Origin of the sequence: Streptomyces incarnatus, assembly GCF_001027185.1 — a bacterium.
Lineage (GTDB): Bacteria > Actinomycetota > Actinomycetes > Streptomycetales > Streptomycetaceae > Streptomyces > Streptomyces puniciscabiei.
In genome coordinates this window covers 685,254-711,877 of the sequence record NZ_CP011497.1, presented here as the reverse complement: position 1 = coordinate 711,877, position 26,624 = coordinate 685,254, and the positions used below count along the sequence as shown (strand labels likewise).

Annotated in this window: 22 protein-coding genes; 8 read left to right on the top strand and 14 right to left on the bottom strand. The window is 74.5% G+C overall.

Annotated features, from left to right (window positions below; all coding sequences use genetic code 11):
* Positions 1-14: 14 nt before the first annotated feature.
* The 4 genes from ABB07_RS03080 to ABB07_RS03065 all read right to left on the bottom strand — a co-directional run bounded on the left by ABB07_RS03080 (position 15) and on the right by ABB07_RS03065 (position 3,699).
* Positions 15-1,028, bottom strand: a complete 1,014-nt coding sequence (locus tag ABB07_RS03080; RefSeq protein WP_208897106.1) for an iron-containing redox enzyme family protein — start codon at positions 1,026-1,028, stop codon at positions 15-17.
* Positions 1,029-1,373: 345 nt separating this feature from the next.
* Complete coding sequence (locus tag ABB07_RS03075) at positions 1,374-1,550, bottom strand: hypothetical protein (protein ID WP_208897105.1); 177 nt, start codon at positions 1,548-1,550, stop codon at positions 1,374-1,376.
* Positions 1,551-1,607: 57 nt separating this feature from the next.
* A complete protein-coding gene (locus ABB07_RS03070) occupies positions 1,608-2,105 on the bottom strand; it encodes a methyltransferase family protein (RefSeq protein ID WP_208897104.1) in 498 nt (165 codons plus the stop codon).
* Positions 2,106-2,190: 85 nt separating this feature from the next.
* Positions 2,191-3,699, bottom strand: coding sequence for a DHA2 family efflux MFS transporter permease subunit (locus tag ABB07_RS03065; protein ID WP_208897103.1), 1,509 nt, complete (start codon positions 3,697-3,699; stop codon positions 2,191-2,193).
* A gap of 190 nt (positions 3,700-3,889) precedes the next feature.
* On the opposite strand from ABB07_RS03065, the gene ABB07_RS03060 reads away from it, so the two are divergent.
* The 5 genes from ABB07_RS03060 to ABB07_RS03040 all read left to right on the top strand — a co-directional run bounded on the left by ABB07_RS03060 (position 3,890) and on the right by ABB07_RS03040 (position 7,751).
* Positions 3,890-4,210, top strand: a complete 321-nt coding sequence (locus ABB07_RS03060) for an ArsR/SmtB family transcription factor (RefSeq protein ID WP_208897102.1) — start codon at positions 3,890-3,892, stop codon at positions 4,208-4,210.
* A 28-nt stretch (positions 4,211-4,238) separates the two neighbouring features.
* The gene (locus ABB07_RS03055) at positions 4,239-4,766 is read left to right on the top strand and encodes an SRPBCC family protein (RefSeq protein WP_208897101.1); all 528 of its coding nucleotides are present in this window, start codon (positions 4,239-4,241) and stop codon (positions 4,764-4,766) included.
* A gap of 430 nt (positions 4,767-5,196) precedes the next feature.
* A complete protein-coding gene (locus ABB07_RS03050) occupies positions 5,197-6,042 on the top strand; it encodes an SDR family NAD(P)-dependent oxidoreductase (protein WP_208897100.1) in 846 nt (281 codons plus the stop codon).
* Positions 6,043-6,048: 6 nt separating this feature from the next.
* Positions 6,049-6,975 (top strand): DMT family transporter, encoded by a 927-nt coding sequence (locus tag ABB07_RS03045; protein ID WP_208897099.1) that lies wholly within the window; start codon positions 6,049-6,051, stop codon positions 6,973-6,975.
* Positions 6,976-7,013: 38 nt separating this feature from the next.
* Complete coding sequence (locus ABB07_RS03040) at positions 7,014-7,751, top strand: polysaccharide deacetylase family protein (protein ID WP_208897098.1); 738 nt, start codon at positions 7,014-7,016, stop codon at positions 7,749-7,751.
* A 329-nt stretch (positions 7,752-8,080) separates the two neighbouring features.
* Here the strand turns inward: ABB07_RS03040 and ABB07_RS03035 are convergent, their stop codons facing one another.
* Positions 8,081-9,127: an MGDG synthase family glycosyltransferase gene (locus ABB07_RS03035; protein ID WP_208903252.1), complete on the bottom strand. Its 1,047-nt coding sequence runs from the start codon at positions 9,125-9,127 to the stop codon at positions 8,081-8,083.
* Positions 9,128-9,324: 197 nt separating this feature from the next.
* Between ABB07_RS03035 and ABB07_RS03030 the strand changes: the two genes are divergently transcribed.
* The gene (locus ABB07_RS03030; RefSeq protein WP_425264675.1) at positions 9,325-10,203 is read left to right on the top strand and encodes a ribonuclease BN; all 879 of its coding nucleotides are present in this window, start codon (positions 9,325-9,327) and stop codon (positions 10,201-10,203) included.
* Positions 10,204-10,308: 105 nt separating this feature from the next.
* On the opposite strand, the gene ABB07_RS03025 is transcribed toward ABB07_RS03030, so the two are convergent.
* The 5 genes from ABB07_RS03025 to ABB07_RS03005 all read right to left on the bottom strand — a co-directional run bounded on the left by ABB07_RS03025 (position 10,309) and on the right by ABB07_RS03005 (position 17,343).
* Positions 10,309-13,134, bottom strand: coding sequence for an NHLP bacteriocin export ABC transporter permease/ATPase subunit (locus ABB07_RS03025; RefSeq protein WP_208897096.1), 2,826 nt, complete (start codon positions 13,132-13,134; stop codon positions 10,309-10,311).
* A 1-nt stretch (position 13,135) separates the two neighbouring features.
* A complete protein-coding gene (locus ABB07_RS03020; RefSeq protein WP_208897095.1) occupies positions 13,136-15,358 on the bottom strand; it encodes an NHLP family bacteriocin export ABC transporter peptidase/permease/ATPase subunit in 2,223 nt (740 codons plus the stop codon).
* Positions 15,355-16,161: an HlyD family efflux transporter periplasmic adaptor subunit gene (locus ABB07_RS03015; RefSeq protein ID WP_208897094.1), complete on the bottom strand. Its 807-nt coding sequence runs from the start codon at positions 16,159-16,161 to the stop codon at positions 15,355-15,357. The genes ABB07_RS03020 and ABB07_RS03015 overlap by 4 nt, the downstream gene beginning before the upstream one ends.
* A 100-nt stretch (positions 16,162-16,261) precedes the next feature.
* The gene (locus ABB07_RS03010; protein WP_208897093.1) at positions 16,262-16,477 is read right to left on the bottom strand and encodes a type A2 lantipeptide; all 216 of its coding nucleotides are present in this window, start codon (positions 16,475-16,477) and stop codon (positions 16,262-16,264) included.
* A gap of 452 nt (positions 16,478-16,929) precedes the next feature.
* Positions 16,930-17,343, bottom strand: coding sequence for a PaaI family thioesterase (locus ABB07_RS03005; protein WP_208897092.1), 414 nt, complete (start codon positions 17,341-17,343; stop codon positions 16,930-16,932).
* A gap of 197 nt (positions 17,344-17,540) precedes the next feature.
* On the opposite strand from ABB07_RS03005, the gene ABB07_RS03000 reads away from it, so the two are divergent.
* Positions 17,541-18,986, top strand: coding sequence for a S1 family peptidase (locus ABB07_RS03000; RefSeq protein ID WP_208903251.1), 1,446 nt, complete (start codon positions 17,541-17,543; stop codon positions 18,984-18,986).
* Positions 18,987-19,185: 199 nt separating this feature from the next.
* Here the strand turns inward: ABB07_RS03000 and ABB07_RS02995 are convergent, their stop codons facing one another.
* The gene (locus ABB07_RS02995; protein WP_425264674.1) at positions 19,186-21,327 is read right to left on the bottom strand and encodes a SpoIIE family protein phosphatase; all 2,142 of its coding nucleotides are present in this window, start codon (positions 21,325-21,327) and stop codon (positions 19,186-19,188) included.
* Positions 21,328-21,698: 371 nt separating this feature from the next.
* On the opposite strand from ABB07_RS02995, the gene ABB07_RS02990 reads away from it, so the two are divergent.
* Positions 21,699-22,307: a response regulator transcription factor gene (locus ABB07_RS02990; RefSeq protein WP_244189196.1), complete on the top strand. Its 609-nt coding sequence runs from the start codon at positions 21,699-21,701 to the stop codon at positions 22,305-22,307.
* Here ABB07_RS02990 and ABB07_RS02985 read toward each other — a convergent pair.
* The 3 genes from ABB07_RS02985 to ABB07_RS02975 form a co-directional block, all read right to left on the bottom strand.
* Positions 22,237-24,054, bottom strand: a complete 1,818-nt coding sequence (locus ABB07_RS02985; RefSeq protein ID WP_208903250.1) for an ATP-binding cassette domain-containing protein — start codon at positions 24,052-24,054, stop codon at positions 22,237-22,239. The two genes, ABB07_RS02990 and ABB07_RS02985, sit on opposite strands and share 71 nt — an antisense overlap.
* 279 nt (positions 24,055-24,333) lie before the next feature.
* Complete coding sequence (locus ABB07_RS02980) at positions 24,334-26,100, bottom strand: ABC transporter ATP-binding protein (protein ID WP_208897089.1); 1,767 nt, start codon at positions 26,098-26,100, stop codon at positions 24,334-24,336.
* 405 nt (positions 26,101-26,505) lie between these two features.
* Entirely contained in the window at positions 26,506-26,619 is a 114-nt protein-coding gene (locus tag ABB07_RS02975; protein WP_055704589.1) for a SapB/AmfS family lanthipeptide, read from the bottom strand.
* Between the last annotated feature and the right edge of the window lie 5 nt (positions 26,620-26,624).

Below are 26,624 nucleotides of genomic sequence, written 5' to 3'. Positions count from 1 at the left end.
GAGTACCCCGGCGTTCAGGATGTATGGGATATTTCCGGCGCCAGGGGAGTGTGCAGGGACGAGCGTCCCGCGCGCCAGTCGGCGAGCAGCCGCCGCGCCAGCCGGTCCTCCAGATACTCGGTCGCGTCGATCCCGAAGGCCACGTCCGCCGCGAGTTCCGGCTCCTCGGCGAGCAGCCCGCCGATCACCTCGTGGCGTACGACCTGTTCGTGGACCGCGTCCGCCTCGACGTGCTCGTCGTAGAAGAACTCCGCCGCGGGACCGGCACCGGTGCGGCGCATGGCCTCGGCGAGCCGGCGGGAACCCGGCGAGGAGGTGATCTCCACGTCGGCGAAGTGGCCCACCAGCGCGCCGCGCAGCTCGCGGTGCAGGCCGAAGAGGGACATCAGGTTGACGACGGCGATCATCTCCGCGCGGGCGGCGTCCAGGTAGCGGCCGTAGGTGCTGTCCAGGCCCAGGTCCGTCATCAGCTCGGCGAACAGGCGCGCGTGGACCCGGTCGGCCCGGCCGCCGCCGAACTCGTCGAACTCCACCGCCGCCATCCCCGCCTTCGCCCGGCCCCACAGCCGCGGCAGCACCCAGGCGTGCGGGTCGGCCTCCTTCAGGTGGTAGAGGGAGCGCTGGGCGGCGTACTCGCGCAGCTGCCACAACTCGCCCTCGGCGCGGAGGAAGTGGGTGATCCCGCTGCCCTCGACCGGTTCGACCAGCAGCGCGGCGAGCGCGTCGTCGAGGCTGTCGTGGCCCGGTGCGTCGGCGCGCAGCGCGGACAGGAAACGCCGCTCCAGCGCGGCGCGGACCCGCAGCAGCTCAGGATCCCATTCGGCCTCCGGGCCGGCGCCCGCGAAGCCCCGGTAGTGCAGCTCGTAGCAGAGGTACAGGGCCAGTTGCGGGTCGTCGCCGTAGGGGTCCGCCTCCCCGGCCTCGGCGGGGCGGGGGAGGGGCCCCGCGCCGCGCAGCCAGGCGGCGACCGCCGCGGAGAGCGTCCCTCGGGGCGGGGGCAGCTCCGGCCCGCGCTCGTGGCTGTTCATGAGCCCCGGGTACCCCGGTCCGCGGAGGGCACGGCCGGCCGTACCGCCCCGGGAGGGCCACCGGTGGTCGCTCGGCGTGCGGAGGGTCCGCGGTGGCCGTTCGCCGGAGCAAGGCCGCCGGTTGGCGCTCGCACTCGGTCACGCCGCCGGTGGTCGCTCCGCCCCTGGGGCGCGCGGGTGGTCGCCGCGCGTGGCGCGTGCGGGTGGTTGCTGGGCCCGGGTAGGCGCGGTTGCCGGCCGGCCCGTCGGAACGCATCAGTGGTCGCCCCTCGCCGGGGTCGGGGCAGGCGGTCGCCGCGCCCGGGAACGTGCGGCTGGTCCCGTGTGCGGTTTCCTCGGGCCTCTTCAGTCCTCTCCCGCCTGCTCCTGCGCCTCGGTGTTCGGCGTGATGGCGTCCCCGGCCTCGCCGCCTCCCGACTTGTCCTCGTCGCGCTTCTCGGCCTCCTCGACCTCCCGGAGTACTTCCTCCAGGGCGGTGTCGAACTGTTCCTTGCGGTCCTTCGCGTCTTCCTCGCCCGACATGGCCTCTCCTTCCGCCGCCGTGCCCCTGATCAGCTGAGTTACCCGATGACGGCCGTCTCAAGCGCGCCGCCCGGCAGGGCGCCGGGGACACCACGCCGGCACCGCCCGCCGGTAGTCCTCGTACTCGGCACCGAACCGCCGCGCCAGTCCCGGCTCCTCGTACCACCGGACGAACGCCCAGGTCAGCACCCAGGCGCCGGCGGCATAACCGAAGAGCACAGGCCGGGCGAGCAGCAGGCCCTGCCCGATGAGCACGGCGGCCACCGCGACGTAGACCGGATTGCGCACGTACCGGTACGGACCGCTCACCACCAGCCGCGCGGGCGGCGCGACCGGCGCCGGCGTGCCGAGCCCCTCCAGGGCGAACCGGGTGAAGGCCTCCAGGATGACGCCGGCACCGGCCGCCAGGGGCAGCAGACCCAGCAGCCGCAGCGGCAGCCACCAGTGACCGGCCCGCCAGCCACCGGTCAGCCACCACGGCACCAGCACGGCCGCGCTGCCCGAGACGAGGACGAGGAACAGGGCGCTGCCGAGCGCCGCCGACGCCTTGCGCACACCCCCACCATGACAGGGCGAGGGGCCGCCGTCTCCCTGCTGACGGCGGCCCCTCGGGCTCGGTGGTGCTCGGTCGTCATATGCGTCACATGTGGACGACCGGTGCGGCCCCCGCGTCCTGCTGCGGCACCCCGCGCCGGTAGAGCAGGAAGGCGAGCAGCGCGCCGGCGGCGAAGAAGCCCGCGGACCACCAGAAGGCGGTCGTGTAGCTCTCGATCGTCGCCTGCGCCCGCACCAGCCTGCTGGTGGCGTCGCGGCCGGAGAGGTAGTCGGTGGCCGCGCTCGCGGCGAGGGTGTTCAGCAGTGCCGTGCCGATCGAACCGCCCACCTGCTGCATGGCGTTGACGGTGGCGGAGGCCGCGCCCGCGTCCTCGGCCGCGACCCCGCCGGTGGCCAGCTGCATGGCCGGCGGCATGACCAGGCCGAGGCCCACGCCGATCACGATCAGCTGGGGCAGCACCGCGCTCAGGTAGTGCGAGCCGAGGCCGATGCCGGTCAGCCAGGCCATGCCGGCCGTGGCGACCGCGAAGCCCAGCGGGATGACCGCCTTGGGGCCGAAGCGGGGGACCAGGAGCGTGGTGCCGGCCTGCGCGGTCACCATCAGCGCGCCGACCATCGGCAGGAACGCCACACCGGTCTTCGTGGGGCTGAAGCCGAGGTTGAGCTGGAGGTAGTAGGTCAGGAAGAGGAACACGCCGAACATGCCCGCGCCGGTGATCAGCACCGCGACGAAGGAGGCCGCGCGGTCGCGGTCGAGCAGGATCCGCAGCGGCAGCAGCGGGTGCGCGGCCCGGGTCTGCCACCCGGCGAAGGCCGCGAGCAGCACCCCGCCCGCGATCAGGAAGCCCCAGGTCAGCGGCGAGCCCCAGTCGTGGGTCTCGGCGTTGGAGAAGCCGTAGACCAGGGAGAACAGACCGGCGGCGACCAGGACCGTGCCCGGCACGTCCAGCCTGGCGTTCGCCGCGTCGCGGTGGTTGCCCAGCAGGATCCAGCCGCCCGCGAAGGCGACGACCGCGATGGCGACGTTCACGTACAGGGTCCAGCGCCAGTCGAGCGCGTCGGTCAGCACACCGCCGAGGAGCAGGCCCACCGCACCGCCGGCGCCGGCGATCGCGCCGTACACGCTGAAGGCGCGGGCCCGCTCCCGGGCGTCGGTGAACGTGGTGTTGAGCAGCGACAGCGCGGCGGGTGCGAGGAGTGCGCCGAAGGCACCCTGCAGGGCCCGGGCGACGACCAGCATGGTGAAGCCGTTCGCGGCGCCGCCGAGCGCGGAGGCCGCGGCGAAGCCGACGACGCCGACGAGGAAGGCGGGCTTGCGGCCGAACAGGTCGGCGATCCGGCCGCCGAGCAGCAGCAGGGAGGCGAAGGCGAGGGCGTACGCCGTCACGATCCACTGCCGGTTGCCGTCGGAGAAACCGAGGTCGGTCTGGGCGGACGGCAGGGCGATGTTCACGATCGTGGCGTCGAGAACGACCATCAGCTGGGCGACGGCGATGACCGCGAGGATCCACCACCGCCTCGGCGAGGTCACTCCGGCGTGCTCGATCGCGGCGGCTCCGGCGCGGGAGCCGTCGGCCAGGGTCTTCTGGGGCATCGGAACCACTCCAGGGCAAGTCGTCCGGGTACGGGAAGGCGAACAGCTCGTAAACGAAACTGTTTCGTACACATGGAGCCTACGATACGACTAGCGAAACGGCAACGTTTCTTTCGGGGTCCGGTGGGTGCGTCGCCCTCGCGCAGATATGCCTTGACGGGCATATAACTGTCCCGGCATATTGAGTCTCATGACCGACGCAGCGCTCTGGTCCGCCCTCGCCGACCCGCACCGGCGGGCCATCGTCGCACTCCTGCTCGAGCGGCCCCGGCCCGTCGGCGAGATCGTCGAGGCGTGCGGACTGAGCCAGCCGAGCACCTCCAAGCACCTGAAGGTGCTCAGGGAGGCGGGTCTGGTCCGGGTCCGGCAGGCCGCGCAGCGCCGCGTCTACGCCCTCGACCCGGCACCGATCGCCGCCCTCGACGCCTGGCTCGCGCCCTACCGCCGGCTGTGGAACGCCGGCCTGGACGCCCTGGGCCGACGGCTCGACGAGACGTCGGACGACACCTGACACCCCCACAGCGAAGGACCGAAGCACCATGCCCGTCGACCTCACCGGCACCTATCTGACCCTGGACGACGGCCGCCCCGCCGTCCGGTTCAGCCGCACCTACGACCATCCGGTGGACCGCGTCTGGCACTTCGTCACCGACCCCGACGAACTCCAGCAGTGGTTCCCCTCGCGCGCCGAGATGGAGCTGCGCCCCGGCGGCACCGTCCGCTTCACCGGCGACCCGAACATGCCCGAATCCACCGGCCGGGTGCTCGCCGTCGACCCGCCCCGGCACCTCGCCTTCGCCTGGGGCGGCGACGAGCTCCGCTTCGACCTGGAGGCCGTCGGCGACCGGCGCACCCGGTTCACGCTCACCAACGTCCTCGGCGAGGCGGACACCGCCGCCCGCAACGGCGCCGGCTGGGAGGTGTGCCTCGCCGCCCTCGACGCCAAGGCGCGCGGGGAGCGCTTCCAGGGCGCGCACGCCGGGATGAGCGCGCCCTGGAAGGAGTTCTACGACGCCTACCTCGGCGCCGGTGTGCCCTCCGGCGCCCCGGTACCGGGCATGGACTGACCTACTGCGTCGATCGGCTCCCTGGAGCACCGGAGCACCGGAGCACCGGAGCACCGGAGCACCGGAGCACCGGAGCACGGGCAGCCACGGAGCACCGGGGCGGGCCGGTCCCCGGCCGGCGGGCTCGGGGGGCGTCATGCCCTTCTTCTTCCGCCGGATGCCCCGGCGTACGGTCGAGACGTCGGCGCGGTGCCCGGCAACGGTCCCGCGTTCCGCGGTGCCCCGGGAACGCTCTCGCGTCCCCCGAAGACCCAGGGAAGGCCCGGACGCGCCACCCGGTGATCCGGGCCCCGTCCGGTCACCTGCGGCGGGCGTTCGGCGGGCCTCCGCCGTGCGCGGTGTTTCAGTGTGTGGCGCCCTGGATACACCGCGAAGGTTCGGTCCCGGAGTTCGCGAGCCCGTGCACCCATGTCGCAGTGAGGTCGTCACCATGTCCCACGCCCCGCACCCCACAGGACCGTCGGAACGCGCCGGGCCGGTCGCGACCTCCGTCCCGGACGCGGGCGCCCTAATGGAACCCGCCGGGAACCGGGGCGGCACCGCTCTGGTGACGGGTGCCTCCTCGGGCATCGGCGCCGTCGTCGCCCGCCGGCTCGCCGCCGAGGGAGGCTGGCGGCTGGTGCTGAACGGGCGCGACGCCACCCGTCTGGAGCAGGTCGCCGCCCCGCTCGACGCCCTGGCCGTGCCGGCCGACCTGACCCGGCCGGGCGCCGACCGTCTGCTCACCGATCTGGTCCTGGACCACACGGGCCGCCTCGACCTGCTGGTGGCCTGCGCCGGCCTGGGCTGGGCCGGCGACTTCACCGGCATGCCGCACGCCCGCATCGACGAGATCGTCGGCGTCGACCTGCTGGCCACCCTGCACCTGGTGCGCGCCCTGCTGCCCCACATGGTCGCGGCCGGCAGCGGACGCATCGTGCTCATCGGGTCCGTCGCGGGCAGCGTCGGTGTGCGCGGCGAGGCCGTGTACTCCGCGGCGAAGGCCGCCCTCGCCGCCTTCGCCGACGCCCTGCGCTACGAGCTGCGCCGCACCGGGGTGGGCGTGACCCACGTGATCCCCGGCGCGGTCGACACGCCGTTCTTCGAGCGCCGGGGCACCCCCTACACGAGGGGATGGCCGCGCCCGGTGCCGGCCGAGCGGGTGGCGGACGCCGTCTGGGCCGCCGTCCGGCACGGCAAGGACGAGGTGTACGTCCCCGGCTGGCTGCGGTATCCAGCCAGGGTGCGCGGTGTCGCGCCCGGGCTCTACCGGTGGCTCGCCGCGCGCTTCGGGTGACCGGCCGTGCTCGCCGTAGCGGTGCTGCTCGCGCTGCTCGCGGCCGTGGCCAACGCGTCCGCGTCCGTGCTGCAGCGCCGGGCCGCCGTGGAGGAGCCGTACGAGGAAGGCGGGTCCGGCGGGGCGGCGCCGGCCGTGCGCCGGTTCGCCCGGCTGCTGCGGCGCCCGTACTGGCTCGCGGGCGCCGCGCTGCTGGCCGTCGCGGGGCTGCTGCAGGCCGGGGCGCTCGCCGTGGGCAGCCTGTCCCTGGTGCAGCCGCTGCTCGCCACCGAGCTGCTGTTCACCCTGCTGGTGGGCGGAGTCGTCTTCCGGCGCCGCCCCGGCCTGTGGACCTGGCTGGCCTTCGTCGCCCTCGCCGCCGGACTTGCCGTGTTCCTGCTGGCGGCCGCCCCCGGCGCGGGCAAGCCGACCGCGCCGCCCCGGGCCTGGCTACTCGGCGGCGGCGGGGCGCTCGGCCTGGTCGTGCTGCTCGTGATCGCCGCCCGCCCGACGAAGGGCGCGCCCCGGGCCGCGCTGTTCGGCCTCGCCTCCGCCGTGTGCTTCGCCACCACCGCCGCGCTGCTCAAGGAGGCCGTGGGGCGGCTCGGACACGGGCCCGCGGCGATGTTCACCCACTGGTCGCCGTACGCCACGGCAGGCGCCGGACTCGTCGCCTTCCTGCTCCTGCAGAGCGCGCTGGGCGCCGGATCGCTCACCGCCTCCCAGCCCGCGCTCACCCTCGGCGACGCGCTCACCAGCGTCGTCCTCGGCTGGGTCCTGTTCGCGGAGGCGATCCACCTCGGGTGGCGGATGCTGCCGGAGGCGATCGGGATCGCGCTGATCGGGGCGGGCAGCATCGGACTGGCCCGGGCACCCACGGTCGGCCGGGAGTGGGACGCGCGGTCGCGGGGCGGGAAGGAGACCCGAAGACGTCTGCATCGGACGCAGCCGTGAGAGACCGGCGAGAACACGTACGGGAAGGCGGGTCAGCGATGTCCCTCATGTCCGGCCGTCCATGGCGGACCGCGGCCGTGCTGCTGCCGGCCGCCGTCGCCGCCGCGCACATCGGGCCGGCGGCCACCTGGCTCCCCGGGGTGCGGCTGCTGCTGTTCCCCCGGCTCGCCGGCACCGGCCGCCAGCGGCACGTCGCGCTGACCTTCGACGACGGCCCGGACCCGGAGGCAACGCCACGCTTCCTCGACGTGCTGGACGACCTCGGCGTGCGGGCGACGTTCTTCGTGCTCGGCGAGAACGTGGTGCGCCACCCCGCGCTGGTCCGGGAGACCGTCCGGCGCGGACACGAACTGGCCGTGCACGGCTGGACGCACGACCGTCCCTGGCGCCCCGCACCCGCCCGGGACGCCGAGCAGGTCGCCCGCACCGTCCGCGCGCTGCACGACCTCTGCGGCCACCGGCCGCAGTGGTACCGGCCGCCGTACGGGATCCTGACCTCCGGACGCTGGCTGGCCGCACGACGGGCCGGGCTGCGGCCGGTGCTGTGGTCGGCGTGGGGCAGGGACTGGACGGCCCAGGCCACCCCGGCGTCCGTGCGGGCCCTGCTCGCGGCGGACCTGCGCGGGGGCGGCACCGTCCTGCTGCACGACTCCGACCGGCTCGGCGCCCCCGGCTGCTGGCGCTCGGCCCTCGGCGCACTGTCGGACCTGGTGGCGGACTGCCGGGAGGCCGGCCTCTCGGTCGGCCCTCTGCGCGACCACGGGGTGCCGTGCTGACCACCGGGCGAGCGGTGGTCCGACACGAGACCGGGCACGGTCCGGGAAGCCACGGGAGCGCGAGCGCGGGGTTCCGTGCGGCTGGTGCAGGGGAGGAGCCGTCCGACGCGCGGTGGGGCGACGGCCGCGGAGCCGCTGGAGCCTCGGATCACGCGGCACCGGGGCACATCTGGCAGCCGCCGCCAGGCCGGGCGACGCGCTGGGCCGGCGCCCAGCGGCGGCCGACGCCCCATGCCCGCATGTGCCCATATGCCCGCGCCCCCGCGCCCCCGCGCCCCGTGTCCCCGTGTCCCCGCGCCCCCGTGTCCCCGCGCCCTCGCGCCCCCGCGTCAGAGTCCCACCACGTGCGCCATCGGGTCGTCCCGGAACAGCGACCGCCCCCGTGCCACCCGTTCCGCCCGCTCCGGGCTGCCTTCCGTGAGCCTGGCGAGAGCCGCCAGCAGGGCGGGGCCGTCCGGGGCGAGTTCCGACACGCCGAGGTCGGCCATCCGGCGGACTCCGTCCAGCCCGTGGCCGGGCAGCGGCCGGTACCCGATCACGGGCAGCCCGGCGGCCAGCGCCTGTACGGCGGTCTGGCCTGCCGCGTTGTCGACGAGGGCGTACGCGGCGGCCAGCAGGCCGGGCATGTCGTCCACCCAGTCCAGGGCGAGCACCCCGGGCACCCGGGCCACCCGCGCCCGCAGCCGCGAGTTGCGCCCGCACAGCACGACCGGCAGACAGCCGGCCCGTGCCAACAGCCGGGCGGTGGCGTCCGGGCGGTGCGCGGCACCCCAGGCGCCCGCGGAGAGCAGGACCGCCGGCCGGCCCGGCGCCTGCTCGGCGAGGCGCTCCCGCCACCGCGCCGCCCCGGGCGCCGGTGCCCGGAACCCGGGCGCGACCGCCGGGCCGGTCGTCACGGCCGGCGTGCCCAGGGACCGGCGCACCTCGGCCGCCGCCCCGTCCGTGAGGCACAGGTACCGGTCGTTGCCGGGATGCAGCCACTGCCGGTGCACGGCGAAGTCGACGAGGTACACGGCGCTCGGCACCCGCAGCCGGCCCCGGGCCCGGAGATGACCGGTGAGCTGGGCGGCCAGATGGAAGACGGACACCACCACATCGGCGTCCAGCCGCGCCACCAGATCCGTCAGCCCGTCGGCGGCCAGCCGGGCCAGCGGCACCCCGCTGGGCCGCGGCGCCCTGCCGTCGCGCAGGAACGCGCCGTAGACACCGGCGTACGCCCAAGGGAAGTGCCGTACCGAGGCCTGGTAGGAGCGGCGCAGGGCGCCGCCCAGGCCGTACGGCAGCAGGCGCAGGACGTCGGCCACGTGCGGCTCGTGCCCGCACGCCGCGGCCCGGCGCGCCAGTTCGGCGGCCACGGTGTCGTGACCGGCGCCCATGCTCGCGCTCAGGATCAGCGGCCGCCGCCGGCCGTCCGGCGGGGCCGGCTGGGGGGAGGGCACCTCGGCAGGAGTACGCACGGGGTCCGATTCTCCGGTGGGTGCCGCCCGCAAACCGGTCACTCGGCCGCCGTGTCGCCGGACCCGGGACACGCGACACGGCAGGCACGTGAGTTGCCCGGAGCGCGCCGGGGTGGATGAATCGGCTTCAGCAGAGCGTGTGGGTGGCGAGCACGGGAGGAGCCGTGAGGCGGTGGCGGCGCGGCCTGCACCGCGCTTGGGAGTGGCTCAGGGCCGGGGCCCTGCTCGAACACGGCCGTGAGCTGGAACTGATGCACCGGGCCATGGGGTTCGCCACCCTTGCGCTGGTCACGCTGGCGCCGCTGCTGATCGTGGTCGCCGCCGCGGATCCCCTGGTGCGCGGGGGTTTCGCCTCGTGGCTCACCGATGGCATGGGCCTGTCCGGCCGGTCCGCCCGCGTGCTCACCGACGTCATCAGCCCGCCGCGCAACGTCATCGGCACCACCAGCGTCTGGGGCGGTGTCCTGCTCGCCGTCTTCGGGGTGTCCTTCGGCGGCAGCGTGCAGAACGCCTACGAACGGATCTGGGGCGTGCCCCCCGGCCCCTGGCACCGGGTCTGGCGGCAGGCGACCTGGCTGATCGTGCTCACCGCCTACCTCTACCAGGAGGTGGCGACGAAGGACGCCCTGCACGGGGGCCAGCGGATCGCGCTGTCCACGGCGAGCGGCATCCTCTTCTTCTGGTGGGGGCAGCGCTTCCTGCTGGGCGGCCAGGTCCACTGGCGCACCCTGCTGCCGGGCGCGCTCGCCACCGTCGTCGGCCTGGCCGGCCTGCGGGCCTTCTCCTACCTCGTCTTCACCCCGCTCATCGTGACCAACGCGCTCAGCTACGGCGCGGTCGGCACCGTCCTCGTGGTCGAGTCCTGGCTGATCGGCGTCGGGTTCGTCATCTACGGCGGCGCCATGTTCGGCCGCTGGTTCACCGAACACCACTGGAAGCCGACCAGTGACGACCGGGGGGAAGAGGAGCGGGCACGACGCCGGGGGAAGTACTGAGCGTGCCCCGGTCCGTCGCAGACCTGAGCGGTTCCCGGCCGTCGCAAGGACTGAGCGTTTGCCGGCCCGTCGCAGACCTGAGCGTTCCCGGGCTCGCCGCCGGTGCTACGTCAGCTGGCGGCGCACCAGCTCGTGCAGCCGGCCCGTGGTGTCGGCGAGCAGCTGCGCCGGTGCCCCCTGCTGGACGACCTTGCCGTCCTCCATCACGATCACCCGGTCGGCGTCCAGCACCGTCGACAGCCGGTGCGCGATGACGACGCGGGTGGCGTTCAGCTTGCGCGTGCTGTCGATGACGATCCGCTGGGTGTCGTTGTCGAGGGCACTGGTGGCCTCGTCGAAGAACAGGATGCGCGGGCGCCGGATCAGCGCCTGGGCGATCATCAGCCGCTGCCGCTGACCGCCGGAGATCGCGCCGTTGCCGCCGACGATCGTGTGCAGCCCCATCGGCATCCGCTTGATGTCCTCCGCGAGCCCCGCCATCTCGGCCGCCGCCATCGCCTCCTCCGGCGTGTACGGCTCGGTGCCGCAGATGACGTCCAGGATGGAGCCGGTGAACGGCTGCGCGTGCTGGAGCACGACCCCGCACTGGCGGCGCACGGCCGACTGGTCGAGCGCCGCGAGGTCCTGGCCGTCGTACAGGACGCTGCCGGAGACCGGCTTGTCGAAGCCGATGAGCAGGCGGAGCAGGGTGGACTTGCCGCAGCCGCTCGGGCCGACGACCGCCACGAACTCGCCCGGCCGGACGGCGAAGGACACGTCGTCCAGGACGAGCGGGCCGTCGTCGGCGTACCGGAAGGACAGCCGGCGGGCCTCGAGCGCGCCGGACAGCGGGCCCGGCCGGGTGCTCGACGTGCGCACCTCGGGGGTCGCCTCGAAGACCGGCTTGATCTCCTCGAACAGCGGCAGCGCCGCCACCGCCGAGACGAAGGAGCCGGTCAGCTGGGTGACCGAGGTCAGCACCATCGTCACCGAGGTGTTGAAGGTCAGGAAGTCCGCCGCCGACATCGCGCCCCGCGCCGGGCCCGCCAGCAGCATGAACATCAGCAGGGTGCACACCGGCAGATAGATCCCGCCGAGCACCGTGGTGAGGTTCTTGATCCGGCCGACCTTCTGCTGCAGCTCCCGGCTGTGCGCGAACTCCCGCGCCCAGGCCGCGTACGCGTAGTTCTCGGCCGCGGCCACCCGCAGCTTGGGCAGGCCGCGCAGGGTCTGGAAGGCCTGGTTGTTGAGCTTGTTGCCGAGCACCGTGAGCTTGCGCTGCCAGCGCACCTGCCACAGCCCGAGTCCCAGGAACACGGCCGCGATGACGACGAGCATGCCGAGCGCGGCCATGGCCATCGAGGGGCTGTACCAGAACAGCAGACCCAGGTTCATCGCGCCGACGGTCACCGACTGCGCGACCACCGGGCCGACGCCCGCGAGCAGCCGGCGGATCGCGCTGATGCCCATCGCCGCGCTGGCGAGTTCACCGGTGGAGCGCTGGGTGAAGAACCGGGTGGGCAGGCGCAGCAGCCGGTCCCAGACGGCCGGCTGGAGCGCCGACTCGATCCGGCCCTCCAGCCGCAGGATGGACAGGTTCTCCAGCAGCGTGAACGCCGCCGCCACGACCCCGCTCACCATCACGGCCAGGCACACCTGGACGATCAGGCCCGTCTGCGCCCGCGGCACGTACTCGCCGAGCACCCTGCCCGTCGCGACCGGCACCAGCGCGCCGATCGCCACCGTCACCAGGCCCGCGAGAATCAGACCGAGCAGGTCGCCGCGGGTGCCCTGGAGGCTGAACCGCAGCAGACCGAACGGGGAGAGCGCCTTGTCGGGCAGCGGCCGGTAGAACATCACCGCGCGCGGCTCGAACTCCTCCGCGTTCGCCTTCTCGATCGGCGTCTCACGCCCGGTGCCGGGGTGGACGGCCACGTACCCGCCGCGCCGCCACAGCAGCGCGACCGGCGCCCCGGACAGCGCACGGTGCCCGACCAGCGGGCCCACGTTCTCCCGCCACCAGCGCCCCTGCAGCCGTACGGCCCGGGTGCGCACCCGGGAGGCGAGCGCCACCCGTTCGACCGGGTCGAGGCGTTCGCTCTCGGTGCCGCTCTGCGCGGGCTCGGCGAGCTTGATCCCGGCCGCCTCGGCGACCAGCTTGCACGCGGCGTAACCGGCGTCCGCATCGGCGGCCGTCGTCCGGCGGGCCGAGCGCTTGCCGATGGACGCCAGCAGGGTCTGGTCGGCCTGCGCGCGCACCGCCTCGCCGGCCTTGATCCCGGCGGCCGTGCGGGTCTCGTGGGTGCGCTCCAGCTGCTCGATCCACCGGTCCAGCGCGGTCAGCAGCCGGTACTGCTGGTCGACCATGGACTGCCACAGCGCCGGGTCCATCAGCAGGTCGGCGGCGGCCTCCGCGCCGTACAGCGAGCCGTACTGGACGCTGCCCGGCGGCACCTGCATCCAGAACACGTCGTCGTCCGTCGGCGTGGCGGCCCGGTCCTCCGCCATCGGCGCCTGGAACAGCACGGACAGGCCGCGGCCGACGCCGAGCGCGACCGCGTACTCCAGCGGGCTGGTGGCGGGCGGCACGTACTGGGGGTTGCCGTACTCGTCGTACGACCAGGTCTGGGTGTTCGCCGGCTGGTACAGCTCGCGCAGGTTGATCCGGTGCACCACGCAGTCCCGGACCGGGCGGGCCACCAGGGTGTGCTGGGGCCCCGCGACCGGGCCGAGCAGCAGCGCGCCCGGCTCCAGCCGGCCCAGGTGGTGCCAGTGGCCCTGCTGGACGGCGTCCACCGCGAACAGGTCCAGGGCGCCGGCCGCGACCAGCCACAGCACCTGCGGGCCTTCGAGGTCGAGCCGGTTGAAGCCGGCGCAGTCGACGCGGGTGCCCATGGACCCCAGCGCGCCGAGCACGAGGTCGCCGTCGTAGCCCTCCTGAACGGTCGTCATCTCATCGCTCCCTGACCAGCGCGGCGTACGCGCCGCCGTGCGCCACCAGCTCCTCGTGCCGCCCGCGCTCGACGACCGTGCCGTGCTGGAGCACGACGATCTCGTCGCTGTCGCGGACCGTGCTCAGCCGGTGCGCGATCACCACGCAGGCGCAGCCGCGCCGGCGCAGGTTGTCCATCACGACCAGCTCGGTCTCCGCGTCCAGCGCGCTGGTCACCTCGTCCAGGACGAGGATGCTCGGCCTGCGGACCAGGGCCCGGGCGATCTCGAGCCGTTGCCGCTGGCCGCCGGAGAAGTTGTGGCCGTCCTGCTCGACCTTGCTGTGGATGCCGCCGGGCCGGCGCATCACCACGTCGTACAGGGCCGCGTCCTTCAGCGCCTCCACCACGGCCTCGTCCGGGATCGACGGGTCCCACAGGGCGACGTTGTCGCGCACCGAGCCCTCGAAGAGGAACACGTCCTGGTCCACGAAGGAGACGGACGCCGCGAGCGCACCGCGCGGGATGTCCTCCAGACGGCGGCCGTCGATGCGGATCACTCCGTCCCAGGGCGCGTAGAGGCCGGAGATGAGCCGGGACACCGTGGACTTGCCGCTGCCGGAGCCGCCGACCAGCGCCACCTGCTGCCCCGGGCCCACGGTCAGGTCGAAGCCGCTCAGCAGCGGCTTGTCCAGCGGGCTGTAGCCGAAGGTGACGTTCTCCAGCTCGACGTGCCCGTGCAGCCGGCGGGTGGAGTCGCCGCTGCCCGGACGGGCGTAGAGCGGGTCGGCCTGGAAGTTCTCCACGTCCTTCAGCCGGGCCACGTCGGCCGCGAAGTCCTGGATGCGGCCCGCCACGCCGTTGAGCCGGGTGAGGGGAGCGGTGAACCGGGTGACCAGCGCCTGGAAGGCGACCAGCAGACCCACCGAGATGTGCCCCTCGACCGCGCGCAGGCCGCCGATCCACAGGATCAGCGCGCTGTTGAAGGTGGCCAGAGTGGGGGCGACCACGCCCAGCCATGCGCTCGGCACCCCCAGCCGCTGCTGCTCCTCCAGGGTGGTGGCGTGCTGCCCGGCCCACTTGCGGAAGTAGCCGTCCTCGCCGCCGGTCGCCTTCATCGTCTCGATCAGCTGCAGACCGGTGTACGACGTGTTCGTCAGCCGTGCCGTGTCCGCGCGCAGCTTCGCCGTACGGGTCGCCCGCAGCCGTACCACCAGCCGCATGGCGACCACGTTGAGCAGGGCCACGCCGATGCCGACGAACGTCAGCTGCGGATCGTAGGTGTAGAGCAGCACGGCGTACAGCACGACGACGATCGCGTCCACGCCCGCCGCCGCGAGGTCCCGGGCCAGGGTCTCGGCGACCTGGTCGTTGGACTGCAGGCGCTGCACCAGGTCGGCGGGGGAGCGCTGGGCGAAGAAGGTTACCGGCAGCCGCAGCAGATGGCGCAGGAAGCGGGCGCTGGAGAGGGTGGAGGAGATGATCCGGCCGTGCAGCAGGTTGGCCTGCTGCAGCCAGGTCAGCACCAGGGTGAGCAGGACACAGGTGCCCATCGAGGCGAACAGCACGCCCAGCAGGGAGGTCCGGCCGCCGATGAGGAACGTGTCGATGTAGGTGCGGCTGAGCGCGGGCACGGCGGCGCCGACCGCGACGAGCAGCAGGCTGGCCAGGACGGCGGCGGGCAGGGTGCCGGCGGTGCCGCGCAGCCGGGCCGGCATCGCGCCGAGCACGCCCGGCTTGCGCCCGCCCCTGGTGAAGCCGTCGCCCGGCTCCAGCACCAGCACCACACCGGTGAAGCTGCCGTCGAACTCCTCCATGGGCACGAAACGGCGGCCCTTGGCGGGGTCGTTGATGTACACGCCCCGGCGGCCGAAGCGGCGGCCCATGCCGTCGAAGACGACGTAGTGGTTGAACTCCCAGAACAGGATGGCCGGTGCCTGCACCCCGGCGAGGGCGGCCAGGTCCATCTGCATGCCCTTGGCCGTCAGGCCGTAACTGCGGGCCGCCTTCAGCAGGTTGGAGGCGCGCGAGCCGTCGCGGGAGACACCGCAGGCGATCCGCAGCTCCTCCAGCGGGACGTGCCGGCCGTAGTGCGCGAGGACCATCGCCAGGGAGGCGGCGCCGCACTCGACGGCCTCCATCTGGAGCACGGTGGGCGTGCGGACCGTGCCGCCACGGGGCTTGGGGACCGGCCGCTTGGCCGGGGCCGCGCGTCTGCGACTGCGGGTCTCCTGCGTGGCGGTCACGGGAGCAGCCAATCGACGGGGTGCTGGTCGGCCAGCCTGATGGAACCGGAGGCGAGCGTCATGGAGTCGAGCCGGAACGGCGGTCCGTCGGTGGTGGACCACCGGTAACCGCTCTTCGTGCTCGCCGACCTGTCGAGCGCGACCAGCACGGCCACCGGGCGGCCCTTGCCGCTGAACTGCTGCCCGAGTTGGCTGTCGCCGAGGAACGCGGAGATCGACTGGGCGGACTGCGCGGTGCGGTCCACCGACTTCACCTCGCCGCGCAGCACGCCGTAGGTCTGCGTCGGCACCGAGGACACGGTGAGGTCGACGGAGGCGTGGGCGGGGATGGCGGCCGCGTTCTGCGCGGGCACGTACACGGTCGCGTACAGCGGGTCGGAGGCGTGCGCCACCTTCTCCACGGCGGCGACATCGGTGCCGGTCTGGATGATCTGCCCGATGGTGGCGGCGAGCGTGGTGACCCGGCCGGCGGCGACCGTGCGGACCACCGAGTCGCCCTGCGCGGTACGGACCTTGAGGACCGGCGCGTTCGCGGGCAGCCGCTCGCCCTGCCGGGCGAGGACGGCCGTCACCTGGCCGGACACCGGGCTCTGCAGCACGTAACTGCCCTGTCCGTGGGTGAGGATGGCCGGTGCGCTCACCGTGGAGGCGACCGAACCGGTCACCGCCCAGACGGAGGCGACCGCCATGACGACGACGGTGACGCCCAGCGCGAGCCAGCCCTGGGGGCGGGCCAGCCGCACCGGGAGGTCCAGCTCTTCGGGCGACTGGAGCTTGGCGAGGGCCTGTTGGCGGAACTGCACGGAACTTCCCTCACCTGTGGGAGAGACGCTGGTGTTTCAGGGCATCCGAGAGCCCCGGAGCCGGGCACGGCTCCGGGACTTCCGATGCAACGAGGTGCGATCAGAGACCGGCGACCAGGTTGGTGACCGGCTGCACGTTCAGGCCGGTGACGCCCTCGACGGTGCCGACAACCGTGTCCACCGCGCCGGAGACCGGGGCAACGCCGTTCACGGCACCGGTGACGGTGTTCAGGGTGTTCACGGACAGACCGCCGGAGATGCTGTCCAGCTCGGCGTCCGAGATCTCGACGGTCTCGACCTGGGGGGTGGAGTTCATGATGGAACTTCCCTTCCTATGGATATTTCACAAGGGGGAGCGGCCCCCTCTGGGGACAGACGGACGGCCGCGACCGCGGGCGCCGGGCCCCCGTCTCCGGGAGCCCTCCGCGACCCCCGCGGTGCGATGGATCAAAGCACGCAGGCGGGGCGCGCTTCCAATCAACCAGGGCTCTCACCAGCGGACTTGCCGCGCCACCTGCCCCATCCGTGCAGGCGTGCGCACGACATGTCGGCCACTCCTTCACATGCGGCACGGCATCGTCGCGCGCGAAGGCTTGTCCGCCGGAACGCGAATCCGGCACTCCGCCCCAATGGAGCGACGAGGGGCGCGCGGATGTGCAGATCCCCGGCCGTCAGTGACTTCGTTGAGTATTCAATGTGTAGATTCCCTGAAACCGGGATTCCGGATCAGGCGCGGAACGGACCGTTACTGATCGGTAGCGGAACGTGTCAGCCAAGGATCGCGTACACCGTGCTCGCCCGGGCCGCGAGCGCGCCCGACTCCGCGTCGCTCAGCGTGATGTCCGCGAAGGCCATCCGCCGGCCCAGCTTCGTCAGGACCGCTTCGATCCGGACATCCGAACCGGTCACCGCCCGCTGGAACGACGTCGACTGCTGCACCGTCGTCATCGGTACGAAGCCGCCCCGCGCCGCGGACACCGCGATCACCGTCGCCGTGTCGGCGGCCGCCATCAGCGCCTGCCCCGACAGGCCCCCGCCCTCCCGGGCCAGCCGCTCGGACCAGGGCAGACGCAGCACGGCCCGGTCCTCGCCCACCGCCTCCACGGCGAGGGCGAGATCGAGCACCCAGGGGGCGAAGTGGGCGGAGAGGATCTTGTCGGCCTCGGCCGGGGTCATCGTCATGCGGGGGTTCTTCCCGGCCGTCCGCGGCGACACGCGGAGCCTGGCCGATTCGCCCACCCGGCACGGCGGTTGGGAAACGGAATTGAACACACCGGACGGCCGGTGCGTACGTACGGCCATCCAGGCGCCCCGATACGCACTGCCCGCAAGCGGCAGGCCCCCGTCCCAGGAGGTCGAGAAGTTTGAGTCACAAGCGAATGCCCAAGCGCAAGGCGGCGATAGCGGTGGGCGGTGTCGCGGCGCTCGGAGCGGCGGCCATTCTGCTGCCCAACGCCAACGCGTCCCAGGACCACAACCAGGCCTCGGGCACCACCGGCGCGGCGAGGACCCTGAAGGCCAGTCAGGCGTCCGGCCTCTCCGCTCAGCTGCAGAAGGCACTCGGCGACGCCTTCGCCGGTTCGTACTTCGACAGCGGCAAGCAGCAGCTCGTCGTCAACGTGGTCAGCGGCGACAACAACGTGATCCAGCAGGCGAAGAACGCGGGCGCTGTCGTCCGCCAGGTGAAGAACAGCACGAGCGACCTCAAGGCCGCCGCCACCACGCTCAGGACCAAGGCCACCATCCCCGGCACCTCCTGGGCCGTGGACCCGCGGACCGACAAGGTCCTCGTCACCGCCGACTCCACCGTCACCGGCGCCAAGTGGAACAGACTGCAGTCGACCGTGCAGAGCCTCGGTTCCGGCATGGCGACGCTGAAGAAGTCCGCCGGCACCTTCAAGACCTTCGTCTCGGGCGGTGACGCCATCTTCGCCCAGACCCAGCAGGGTGGCGTCCGCTGCTCGCTCGGCTTCAACGTCACCGCCTCCGACGGCAGCCCCGCCTTCCTGACGGCCGGTCACTGCGGAGTCGCCGCCAAGGACTGGTCCGACTCGCAGAACGGGCAGCCCGTCGCCACCGTGGACCAGGCCAAGTTCCCCGGCAACGACTTCTCGCTCGTCAAGTACAACGACACGAGCACGCAGGCGCCGAGCGAGGTCAACACCGGCAACGGGCAGACCGTCCAGATCACCCAGGCCGCCGATGCCACGGTCGGCGAGACCGTGTTCCGCATGGGCTCCACCACCGGACTGCACGACGGCCAGGTCACCGGCCTCGACGCCACCGTGAACTTCGCGAGCGAGACCGTCCCGGGCGGCACCGACACCGTCAACGGCCTCATCCAGACCAACGTCTGCGCCGAGCCCGGGGACAGCGGCGGCTCCCTGTTCACCCAGGACGGCGGCGCCGTCGGCCTCACCTCCGGCGGCAGCGGCGACTGCACCAACGGCGGCGAGACCTTCTTCCAGCCGGTCACCGCCGCCCTGCAGGCCACCGGCGCGACCCTCGGCAACGGCGGCAACGGCGGCAACGGCGGCAACGCGGGCAACGGCGCGGGCGACCAGTCGGGTTCCGCCGCCCCGTCGGCCTCGGCGGGCGACCAGTCGGGCGCGGGTGACCAGTCCGGTTCGGCCGCCCCGTCGGCCTCGGCGGGCGACCAGTCCGGCGCGGGCGGCGACCAGATCGGCGGCTCGGCCGACCCGTCGGCGTCTGCGGGGGACCAGTCCGGTGCCGGTGCCGGCTCCGCGGACCCGTCCGGCAGCGGAAGCGACCAGTCCGGCGCGGGTACCGCGAACGACGGCTCGTCCCTGACCAGTACGCGGTAGCGCTGCGCCGGAAGGGCCGCGGTGGGTGGCACGACCGGCCGTCTTTCGTCCGAGGCGGCGCCGTGGCCGGTCGCGCCCACGCGGCGGAGCCGCACATCGGTACAGCCCCGCGCCCCTTCGGGGCCCTGCCCCACCCTGGCTCCGGCCGGCCGGGGAACGGTCCGGCCCTCCCTCGGGAGGGCCGGACCGTCGCACGCGGTCAGGCGTCGCAGGCCCGCAGCAGCAGCACCGCCACGTCGTCCACCCGCTCCCGCGCCGCCGCGCTCTGGCGGACCACGTCGTCCGCCAGTTGCTCCAGCGGCCGGTCGCCGGTCTCCGACAGCAGCGCGCCCAGGCCGCACAGCGCGTCCTCGATGTCGACACCGGGCGCCTCCACCAGGCCGTCGGTGTACAGGACGAGAACCGAGCCGGGCGCGAGGGACACCTCGGTCGTCGGGTACACCGCGTCCGGGGCGATTCCGAGCAGCGGCCCACCGGCCAGGTCCAGCACCCGCACCCGGCCGTCCGGCCGTCTCAGCAGCGGCGGCGGATGCCCCGCCCGCGCCATGACGGCCCGCCCGCGCGCGGGGTCCAGCCGCAGATACAGGCAGCTGGCGAACAGCTCGCTGCCCAGGTCGACCAGCAGCCGGTTCGTGCTGCTCATGACCTCGTGCGGGGCCTGTCCCACCGTGGTGTACGCCCGCACCCCGGTGCGGATCTGCCCCATCAGGCCGGCCGCGGTCACGTTGTGCCCCTGGACGTCCCCGATCACCGCGGCCGTGAGCGGCAGCGTCGGCACCAGGTCGTAGAAGTCGCCGCCGATGTCCATGCCGTGGGTGGCGGGCAGATAGCGGGCGGCGGCCTCGATGCCGGGCGGCGGCGCCAGGATGCGCGGCAGCAGGGCCTGCTGGAGCCCGTGCGCGAGGCGGTGCTTGGCGTCGTAGAGCCGGGCCCGCTCCAGCGCCTGCGCGATCAGGCCACCCAGGGACGTCAGGACGGCCCGCTCGTCGGCCGGGAAGACGTGCGGCTCGGCGTACGCCAGCACACAGGTGCCCACCGGCCGCCCGGACGCGATCAGCGGCAGATACGCCCAGGCAGCGAAGCCGTCCGGGGTCTCGTGCCGGCCCGGATACAACCGTTCCAGCTCGACCTGGGAGTCGAAGAACGCGGGCACCCCGCTGTTCAGCGCCTGGGTGCCCGGGGTCCGCTCGGTCAGCGGCAGCCCGTCGAACCGCTCCACGGTGTGCGGGTCCGGGTAACCGCGATGCCCCAGCACGTGCAGCCGCCCGCCCTGCGAGCCGAGGATCACCATCGCCTGGCTGCCGACCGCCGGTGCCACCTCGTCCCAGACCAGCTGCACCACGTCCTGCACGCCGACCGCCTCGGTCAGCGCGCCCGCGAAGCTCAGCACCTGGGAGATCGTCACCAGCCTGGGCGGGGGCGCGTCCTCCCGCGCCGGCCCGCGCGCCGCCTCCGCCACCGCCCCGACCCGGGTGATCCGCACGCTCAGCCCGGTCGTGCTCGGATACATCCGGAACGACAGCCACTCACCCGGCGGGCGCAGCGCCACGAACGACATCGCCTCCTGGCTGAGCAGCGCCCCCCGGTACCGGTCCTCGTACATCGGGTCGTTCAGCCAGGGCACCGACGCCCACAACGGCGTGCCCAGCAGCTCCCCGGCCGGTCTGCCGAGCAGCTCGGCGGCGGCCGTGTTGACGAAGCCGATCCGGCCGTGAAGATCGAGCGACACCAACCCGTACGGCAGCCGGGCGACCATCCGCGTCGCCTCCACCGCGCCCAGCGTCTCCGCCACGGTCGACACCGGCTCCGCCAGCACATCCGCCTCGCGGTCGAGCGGCCGGTCCTCCCGCTCGGCCCGTTCCAGCCGCAGCGCCAGCCGCTCGCAGGCCGCCCACAGACGGTCCCGCTCCCAGTCGGACAGCTCCGGCGGATGAGCCCCGGGCCAGGTCACGAACACCGCGCCGTACACCTGTCGCTCGGTCGCCACGGGCAGCGCGGCCAGCGCGAAGGGGTACGGGAGCACCACCGCGATGCGCGGATAGCAGCGGGCCATCTGCTCCTCGCCGCCCACCCACACCAGCCGCCGCTCGCGCACCGCGTCGGCGACCGGGATCGGCGCGGACAGCCCGACCCGCTCCCACGGCGCCGCGAACGACCGGGGCATGCCCGCGTGCACCGCCATCCTCAGGACCGGCTCGTCGTGCCCGAGCAGGTAGACGGCGCCGGAGTGCGCGTGCACCTCCTGCATCATCGAGACCAGCTGGAGCGACAGCACCTGATGGGCGGCCGGTGCCCCGTCGGCCGCCGGTGCCGGTCCCGGCCCGTCGGACACGCCGACCACCTCCTCGCCCGGCCGCGTCGCATCCTGGGCACAAGATTCCCTCGCGGGCGCGCGCCGCGCACCCCGGCCGCCCGTCGGGCCCCCCGGGTGGCGCCGCCTCCGGATACCCCGTCCGGCCGCACCCATGCCCGGGCAGCGGAAGCGCGGACGGCGTACGGGCGCCTCGTGTGCGCCCCCGCGCACCCTGATGGCCTGATCTCCGCGCCCGCGAACGGTACCGGCGGCCAAGAATGGGCACGCGCCTGCCGTGCCCGGGCCACGGCACGGACGTGGCGGACCGCGAGGGCACGAGGACGCGGACCACGGCGGCACGGGCGGCGACGAGGAACGACAGGAACGGGCGTACGACGACCATCCGAGGGGGCGGGGCAGTGATCCGGGTGCTTCTGGTGCAGGACGCGTGTCTGGTGCGATCGGTCCTGGCCGAATGGCTGCGGCGGGAACCCGGGCTGGACGTGGACGACACGCCATGGCGGGGTGCGGTCACGCGGATGCGGTCCTTACGGCCGGACGTGTGCGCGGCGGACCTCGACTGTGCCGACGGTCATGGGGTGCCGCCGCTCGGCGAGCTGTGCCCGCCCGGCGCCGGCGGCAGGCCGCCGGCGCTCGTGGTGCTGGCCCATTCGAACCGGCCCGGGCTGCTGAAGCGGGCCGCCGAGGCGGGCGCGCTCGGTTTCGTGGACAAGGCGGGCTCCCCGGACCGGCTGCTGCGCGCCATCCGGTCGGTCGCCGCGAGGGAACGTTTCGTCGATGACTCGCTGGGCTTCGGTTTCCTCAAGGCGGCCCAGATGCCGCTGACCAGACGCGAACTGAGCGTGCTCTCCCTGGCGGCCGGCGGCGCGTCCATCGCGGAGATCGCCGGCAGCCTGCATCTGTCCCACGGCACGGTCCGCAACTACATGGCGTCGATCACCCGCAAGACCGGGGCGCGGAACCGGATCGACGCGATTCGCATATCGCGGGGGGAGGGCTGGGTGTGAGGGGCGGCGTCGTCCAGTGGCCGGCCAGGTCCCGGTACAGGGCCGAAGCGCGCAGCAGCTCCTCATGGCTGCCGCAGGCGGTGCGCGCGCCGTCCATGACGAGGATCCGGCCGGCGCGGCGGGCGGAACTGATCCGGTGGGCGACGACGATCAGCGTGCCGCCCGGGCGCGCCGCGAAGGCCCGCTCCGCGCGCGCCTCGGCCGCCGGGTCGAGATGGCAGGTCGCCTCGTCCAGCAGGGCCAGCGGGGCGGGGGAGAGGTAGGCCCGGGTCAGCGCGATGAGCTGCCGCTCCCCTGCGGAGAGCTCCGCCGGTTCGAGGCAGGCGTCGGGTCCGCCCAGTGTTTCCAGCAAGGGGGTCAGACCGACGGCGTCGGCGGCGGCCAGGAGTTCGGGCTCGGGTACCGGGCCGGAGCGGTGGAGGGCCAGGTTCTCGGCGAGGGTGCCGGTGTGGACGTAGGCCTCCTGCGGGATGAGGACGCTCGCCTCGTGCACGCGGACGGTGCCGCGCTGGGGGGTCAGCTGACCGGCGATCAGCGCGGTGAGCGTCGACTTGCCGATTCCGCTGGGGCCCACTACGGCCAGGTGGGCGCCGGTGGGGAGGGCGAGGGTGAGGTCGTCGAGGACGGGTTCGCCGGCGGGGCCGTAGGCGAAGGTGACCGAGGTGAGGGAGAGGGCGCAGGAGGGAGGGGGGAGTGCGGTGGTACGGCGGGTAACGGTCCGTTGTGGTGTGTCGCGCCCGGCGGCGGAGCCGCTGATGAACACCGCCCCGCGCCCCTTGGCGGGTTGCGCCTCCAGGGGTCGAGAGGCCCGGGTCAGCCTGCGGAGCACGACGGTCAGGCGCGAGCCGCTCGTGCCCAGGCCGTGGACCAGGTTGTTCAGGGCCGGGAGCAAGGACTGGGTGACATAGGCGAGCGCGCCCACCAGGGCGCCCGGTGTGACGCCGTGGTCGAGCAGCCAGGGGGCCGTGAGCAGGAGCAGTACCGCGGGAAGTTCGCCGCCCACCGCGAGCGCGGCCACGCGGGCCACGCTCCAGCGGGCCAGGGCGCGGGCGGCCCGCAGTTCCGCGTCGGTGCGCTCGCCGACGGTGCCGGCGACCCGGTCCTCGGCGCCGGCCGCCGTGACGTCCCGCAGTCCCGGGCAGACCGCGCCCAGCGCCTGGGCCAGTGCCTCGTCGGCGGCGAGGAACGCCTCCTGACGGCGGGCCAGCGGGCCGAGCGTCGCGGCGAACAGGGCCACCCCGGCGAGCAGCGGGGGCAGGACGACCGCCAGCAGCAGCGGGGCCAGGGAGAACAGGCCGATCAGGGCGCCCGCGGCGGTGAACAGGAACGAACGCGACACCATCACCACACCGGCGAGGGTGTCCCGTGCCAGCTCCACCTGCTGGGTGAGCCCGGACAGCGCGCCCGGGTCCGCCTCCCGCACCCCGCGCGCGACCACCGCCGTCACCAGCCGGTCCCGGACCGGCTCGACCAGCGCCGCGACCACGCCGTACACCCGCCCGGTCCCGTACGCCCCGGCGCACACGGCGAGCCCCGCGGCCCCCAGCCACAGCAGGCCGGCCCGTGCGTTCCCGGCCAGGAACCCGGCGTCCAGCGCCCGCGCGAGGGCGTATCCGACGAGGAAGGTCTGCCCGGCCTCCAGCACGGACCAGGCGCCGAGCCGGACCAGCACCCGCCCACGCACCCGCAGGAACCGGTAGGCCCGGCCGCGTGCACGCTCCGGGTGCCCGGGGGCCGGGCCGCGCATCCGGTCTCCGTCCGTCTCGGGCGGGCGGTCCTCGTCACGCACGTCCGTCACCTCCCGTTCCGGGCCGCTTCTCGCCCTGCACATGGACCGTCCCGCGCCTGTGGTCCGGCGCGCGCCTGGTGCGGCCGTGCCGCGCCGCGTACGTCCGCCGGCCCGCCGCCGGGCTCCGGTGGCGGGCCGGCGCGGGGCTTCGCTCACCCGGTACGGCCGTCGGGCCCGCCCCGCGACCGGCCGCCCCCCGGGGACGGCGCGCCCGGCCCGGCACCGGCACCGGCACCGTCATCGGCCTCGCGACTCCGTCCCGGCCTCGTCCCGGACCTCCTCGTCCCGGACCTCCCCCTCGCCGTCCCCGAACACCGCCCGGTACTCCGGCTCCCGCCACAGCTCCCGGTGCGTCCCGACCGCCCTGACCCGGCCGGCGTCCAGCCAGGCGACCCTGTCCGCGCGGGCCGCCGTCGACGCGCGGTGGGCGATCAGCAGGCGGGTGCGGCCGGGGTCGGGCGCCAGCAGGGTCCGGGTGATGTGGTGTTCGGTGACGGTGTCGAGGCTGGACAGGGCGTCGTCGAGGATGAGCAGGCGGCCGCCGTGCGCGAAGGCGCGGGCCAGGCCCAGGCGCTGGGACTCGCCGCCGGAGCAGGGCGCGTCGGTGACGGGGGTGGCGTAGCCGTCGGGAAGGCGCCGTACGAAGTCGTCGGCGTGGGCGCGCCGGGCGGCGGAGCGGACGGCGGCCGGGGTGGCGGCCGTGGGACCGAAGGCGATCGCGTCCTCGACGGTCGTGCCGAGCAGGGCAGGGCGCTCGAAGGCGTAGGCGACGGCGCGGCGCAGTTCCGGACGGGCGAGGTCGCGCAGCGGGACGCCGTCCAGCGACACCTCCCCCTCGTCGGGGTCGGCGAGCCGGCCGGCCACCTCGGCGAGCAGGGACTTCCCGGCGCCGGAGCGGCCGACGACGGCCAGGGTGGTGCCGCCCGGCACGGTCAGGTCGACGCCGTCCAGGACGGTTCGGCCGCCCCGGCGTGCGGTCACCGCCCGCAGCTCCAGCCGCCCGTTGCCCGGCGGCAGGCGGCGGGTGCCGTGTCCGGGCGCGGGATCGGCGCGCACCTCGGCGAGCCGGCCGGTCGCCGCGCGGGCCCGGGCGAGCGCGGCCAGCTGTCCGACCAGCGCGCCGACGCCGGTGGCCAGCACCGCGTACCGGGAGGCGGCCAGCACGTCGCCCACCGACAGCCGGTGCCGGGCCAGCAGCAGCCCGGCCACCGCCAGCACGCCCAGGTTCAGCAGCGGCGCCACCGTGACCGCCCGGGCGGCGGCCCGCCCCTGCACCCGCCACATGCGGTGCCCGGCGCGGGACAGCTCGGGCAGCGGTGCCAGGATCCGGGCCGTCTCGCGCTCCTCGGCCGCGGCGGCCCGGATCGTACGGACACCGCCGACCGCCTCCGCCAGCGCGCCCGCGATCCGGCCCTGCACCCGCTGGTAGTCGGCCACGCACGCCGACGTGTCCCGGGCGAAGGCGCGCAGCAGCAGGGCCAGCACCGGTGCCCCGGCGAGGAACACGGCGGCCAGCCACGGGTCGATGAGGCCGAGCGCCACCACGCCCCCGACGGGCCCGGCGAGCGCGCCGAGCAGCGCGGCCAGCGCGCCCGGCGCGGTCCCGGCCTGCGCGGCGTTGCCGACCAGCCGTGCCACCAGGTCCCCCGCGCCGAAGCGGGCCGTCGCGCGCGGGCCGAGCGCCAGGACGTGCCCGGTGAGCTGCCGGCGCAGCCATGCGGTGGCGTGCGCGTCGGCGGTACCGCTGAGGACGCCCGCGCAGCCGTCCAGCAGGGCGAGCAGCAGGACGACGGCGGCACAGCAGCCGAGCCAGCGGGCCGCCGGGGCGCGGGCCAGCAGCAGGTCCAGGGTGTGGCCCAGCAGAGCGGGCAGCAGCAGGCCCGCCGCGGTGGCGGTCGTGCTCACGGCACACAGCGCGGCACAGCGGACGCCGCCCTGCCGCAGCACCCCGCGCGACAGGGCCCGGCCGGTCGCCGAAGTGGCGCTGTCCGGGCGGGAGTTCATGGGCTGCGGGCTCCCTGGGATCGGACGGAACGGGAACGGGAGGGACCGGGCTCCGGGCGGTCGCCCGCCGCCGCATGCAGGCCCCGGTGGGCGGCTCGCTCGCGCGGCGGCCGGTGGTGCTTCGGGTGGTGGCTTGTTCGCGGAGCCCGAGGGGACTCCGGACGGAGGCCTGATCGCGGCGACCCGGGCTTCGGGGGCTGGTTCGTGGCGGCCGGCGGTGCTTGGGCGGCAGCTCGCTCGCGGAGGCCGTGGCGCTGGGGACCGCGCCTTGCTCGCGGTGCTGCCGGGGCTTCCTTTGGGCTCTCCCTCGCCGGGAGGGCCACCCCGCCCTTCCGGCCGGAGAGGCTCCGGACGGCCCCTCCCGCGGGAGAGGGGCCGTCCGGAGCCGTGGACTCACCGGCCCGGTCAGAGGCAGAGCAGAACGCTCGCCGCCGAGACACAGGAGAGCAGGCTCGCGGTGCTCGCGCCGGTGTGGGTGTGCTCCTCGGACTCGAGGGTCTGCAGGTCCAGCAGTGCCATGACGG

Excerpts from the sequence above, each read along its gene's own strand:
- ABB07_RS03080 (WP_208897106.1), bottom strand. The coding sequence starts at position 1,028 with ATGAACAGCCACGAGCGCGGGCCGGAGCTGCCCCCGCCCCGAGGGACG.
- ABB07_RS03075 (WP_208897105.1), bottom strand. The coding sequence starts at position 1,550 with ATGTCGGGCGAGGAAGACGCGAAGGACCGCAAGGAACAGTTCGACACC.
- ABB07_RS03065 (WP_208897103.1), bottom strand. The coding sequence starts at position 3,699 with ATGCCCCAGAAGACCCTGGCCGACGGCTCCCGCGCCGGAGCCGCCGCG.
- ABB07_RS03060 (WP_208897102.1), top strand. The coding sequence starts at position 3,890 with ATGACCGACGCAGCGCTCTGGTCCGCCCTCGCCGACCCGCACCGGCGG.
- ABB07_RS03055 (WP_208897101.1), top strand. The coding sequence starts at position 4,239 with ATGCCCGTCGACCTCACCGGCACCTATCTGACCCTGGACGACGGCCGC.
- ABB07_RS03050 (WP_208897100.1), top strand. The coding sequence starts at position 5,197 with ATGTCCCACGCCCCGCACCCCACAGGACCGTCGGAACGCGCCGGGCCG.
- ABB07_RS03040 (WP_208897098.1), top strand. The coding sequence starts at position 7,014 with ATGTCCCTCATGTCCGGCCGTCCATGGCGGACCGCGGCCGTGCTGCTG.
- ABB07_RS03035 (WP_208903252.1), bottom strand. The coding sequence starts at position 9,127 with ATGGGCGCCGGTCACGACACCGTGGCCGCCGAACTGGCGCGCCGGGCC.
- ABB07_RS03030 (WP_425264675.1), top strand. The coding sequence starts at position 9,325 with ATGAATCGGCTTCAGCAGAGCGTGTGGGTGGCGAGCACGGGAGGAGCC.
- ABB07_RS03025 (WP_208897096.1), bottom strand. The coding sequence starts at position 13,134 with ATGACGACCGTTCAGGAGGGCTACGACGGCGACCTCGTGCTCGGCGCG.
- ABB07_RS03010 (WP_208897093.1), bottom strand. The coding sequence starts at position 16,477 with ATGAACTCCACCCCCCAGGTCGAGACCGTCGAGATCTCGGACGCCGAG.
- ABB07_RS03005 (WP_208897092.1), bottom strand. The coding sequence starts at position 17,343 with ATGACGATGACCCCGGCCGAGGCCGACAAGATCCTCTCCGCCCACTTC.
- ABB07_RS03000 (WP_208903251.1), top strand. The coding sequence starts at position 17,541 with ATGCCCAAGCGCAAGGCGGCGATAGCGGTGGGCGGTGTCGCGGCGCTC.
- ABB07_RS02985 (WP_208903250.1), bottom strand. The coding sequence starts at position 24,054 with ATGCGCGGCCCGGCCCCCGGGCACCCGGAGCGTGCACGCGGCCGGGCC.
- ABB07_RS02980 (WP_208897089.1), bottom strand. The coding sequence starts at position 26,100 with ATGAACTCCCGCCCGGACAGCGCCACTTCGGCGACCGGCCGGGCCCTG.
- ABB07_RS02975 (WP_055704589.1), bottom strand. The coding sequence starts at position 26,619 with ATGGCACTGCTGGACCTGCAGACCCTCGAGTCCGAGGAGCACACCCAC.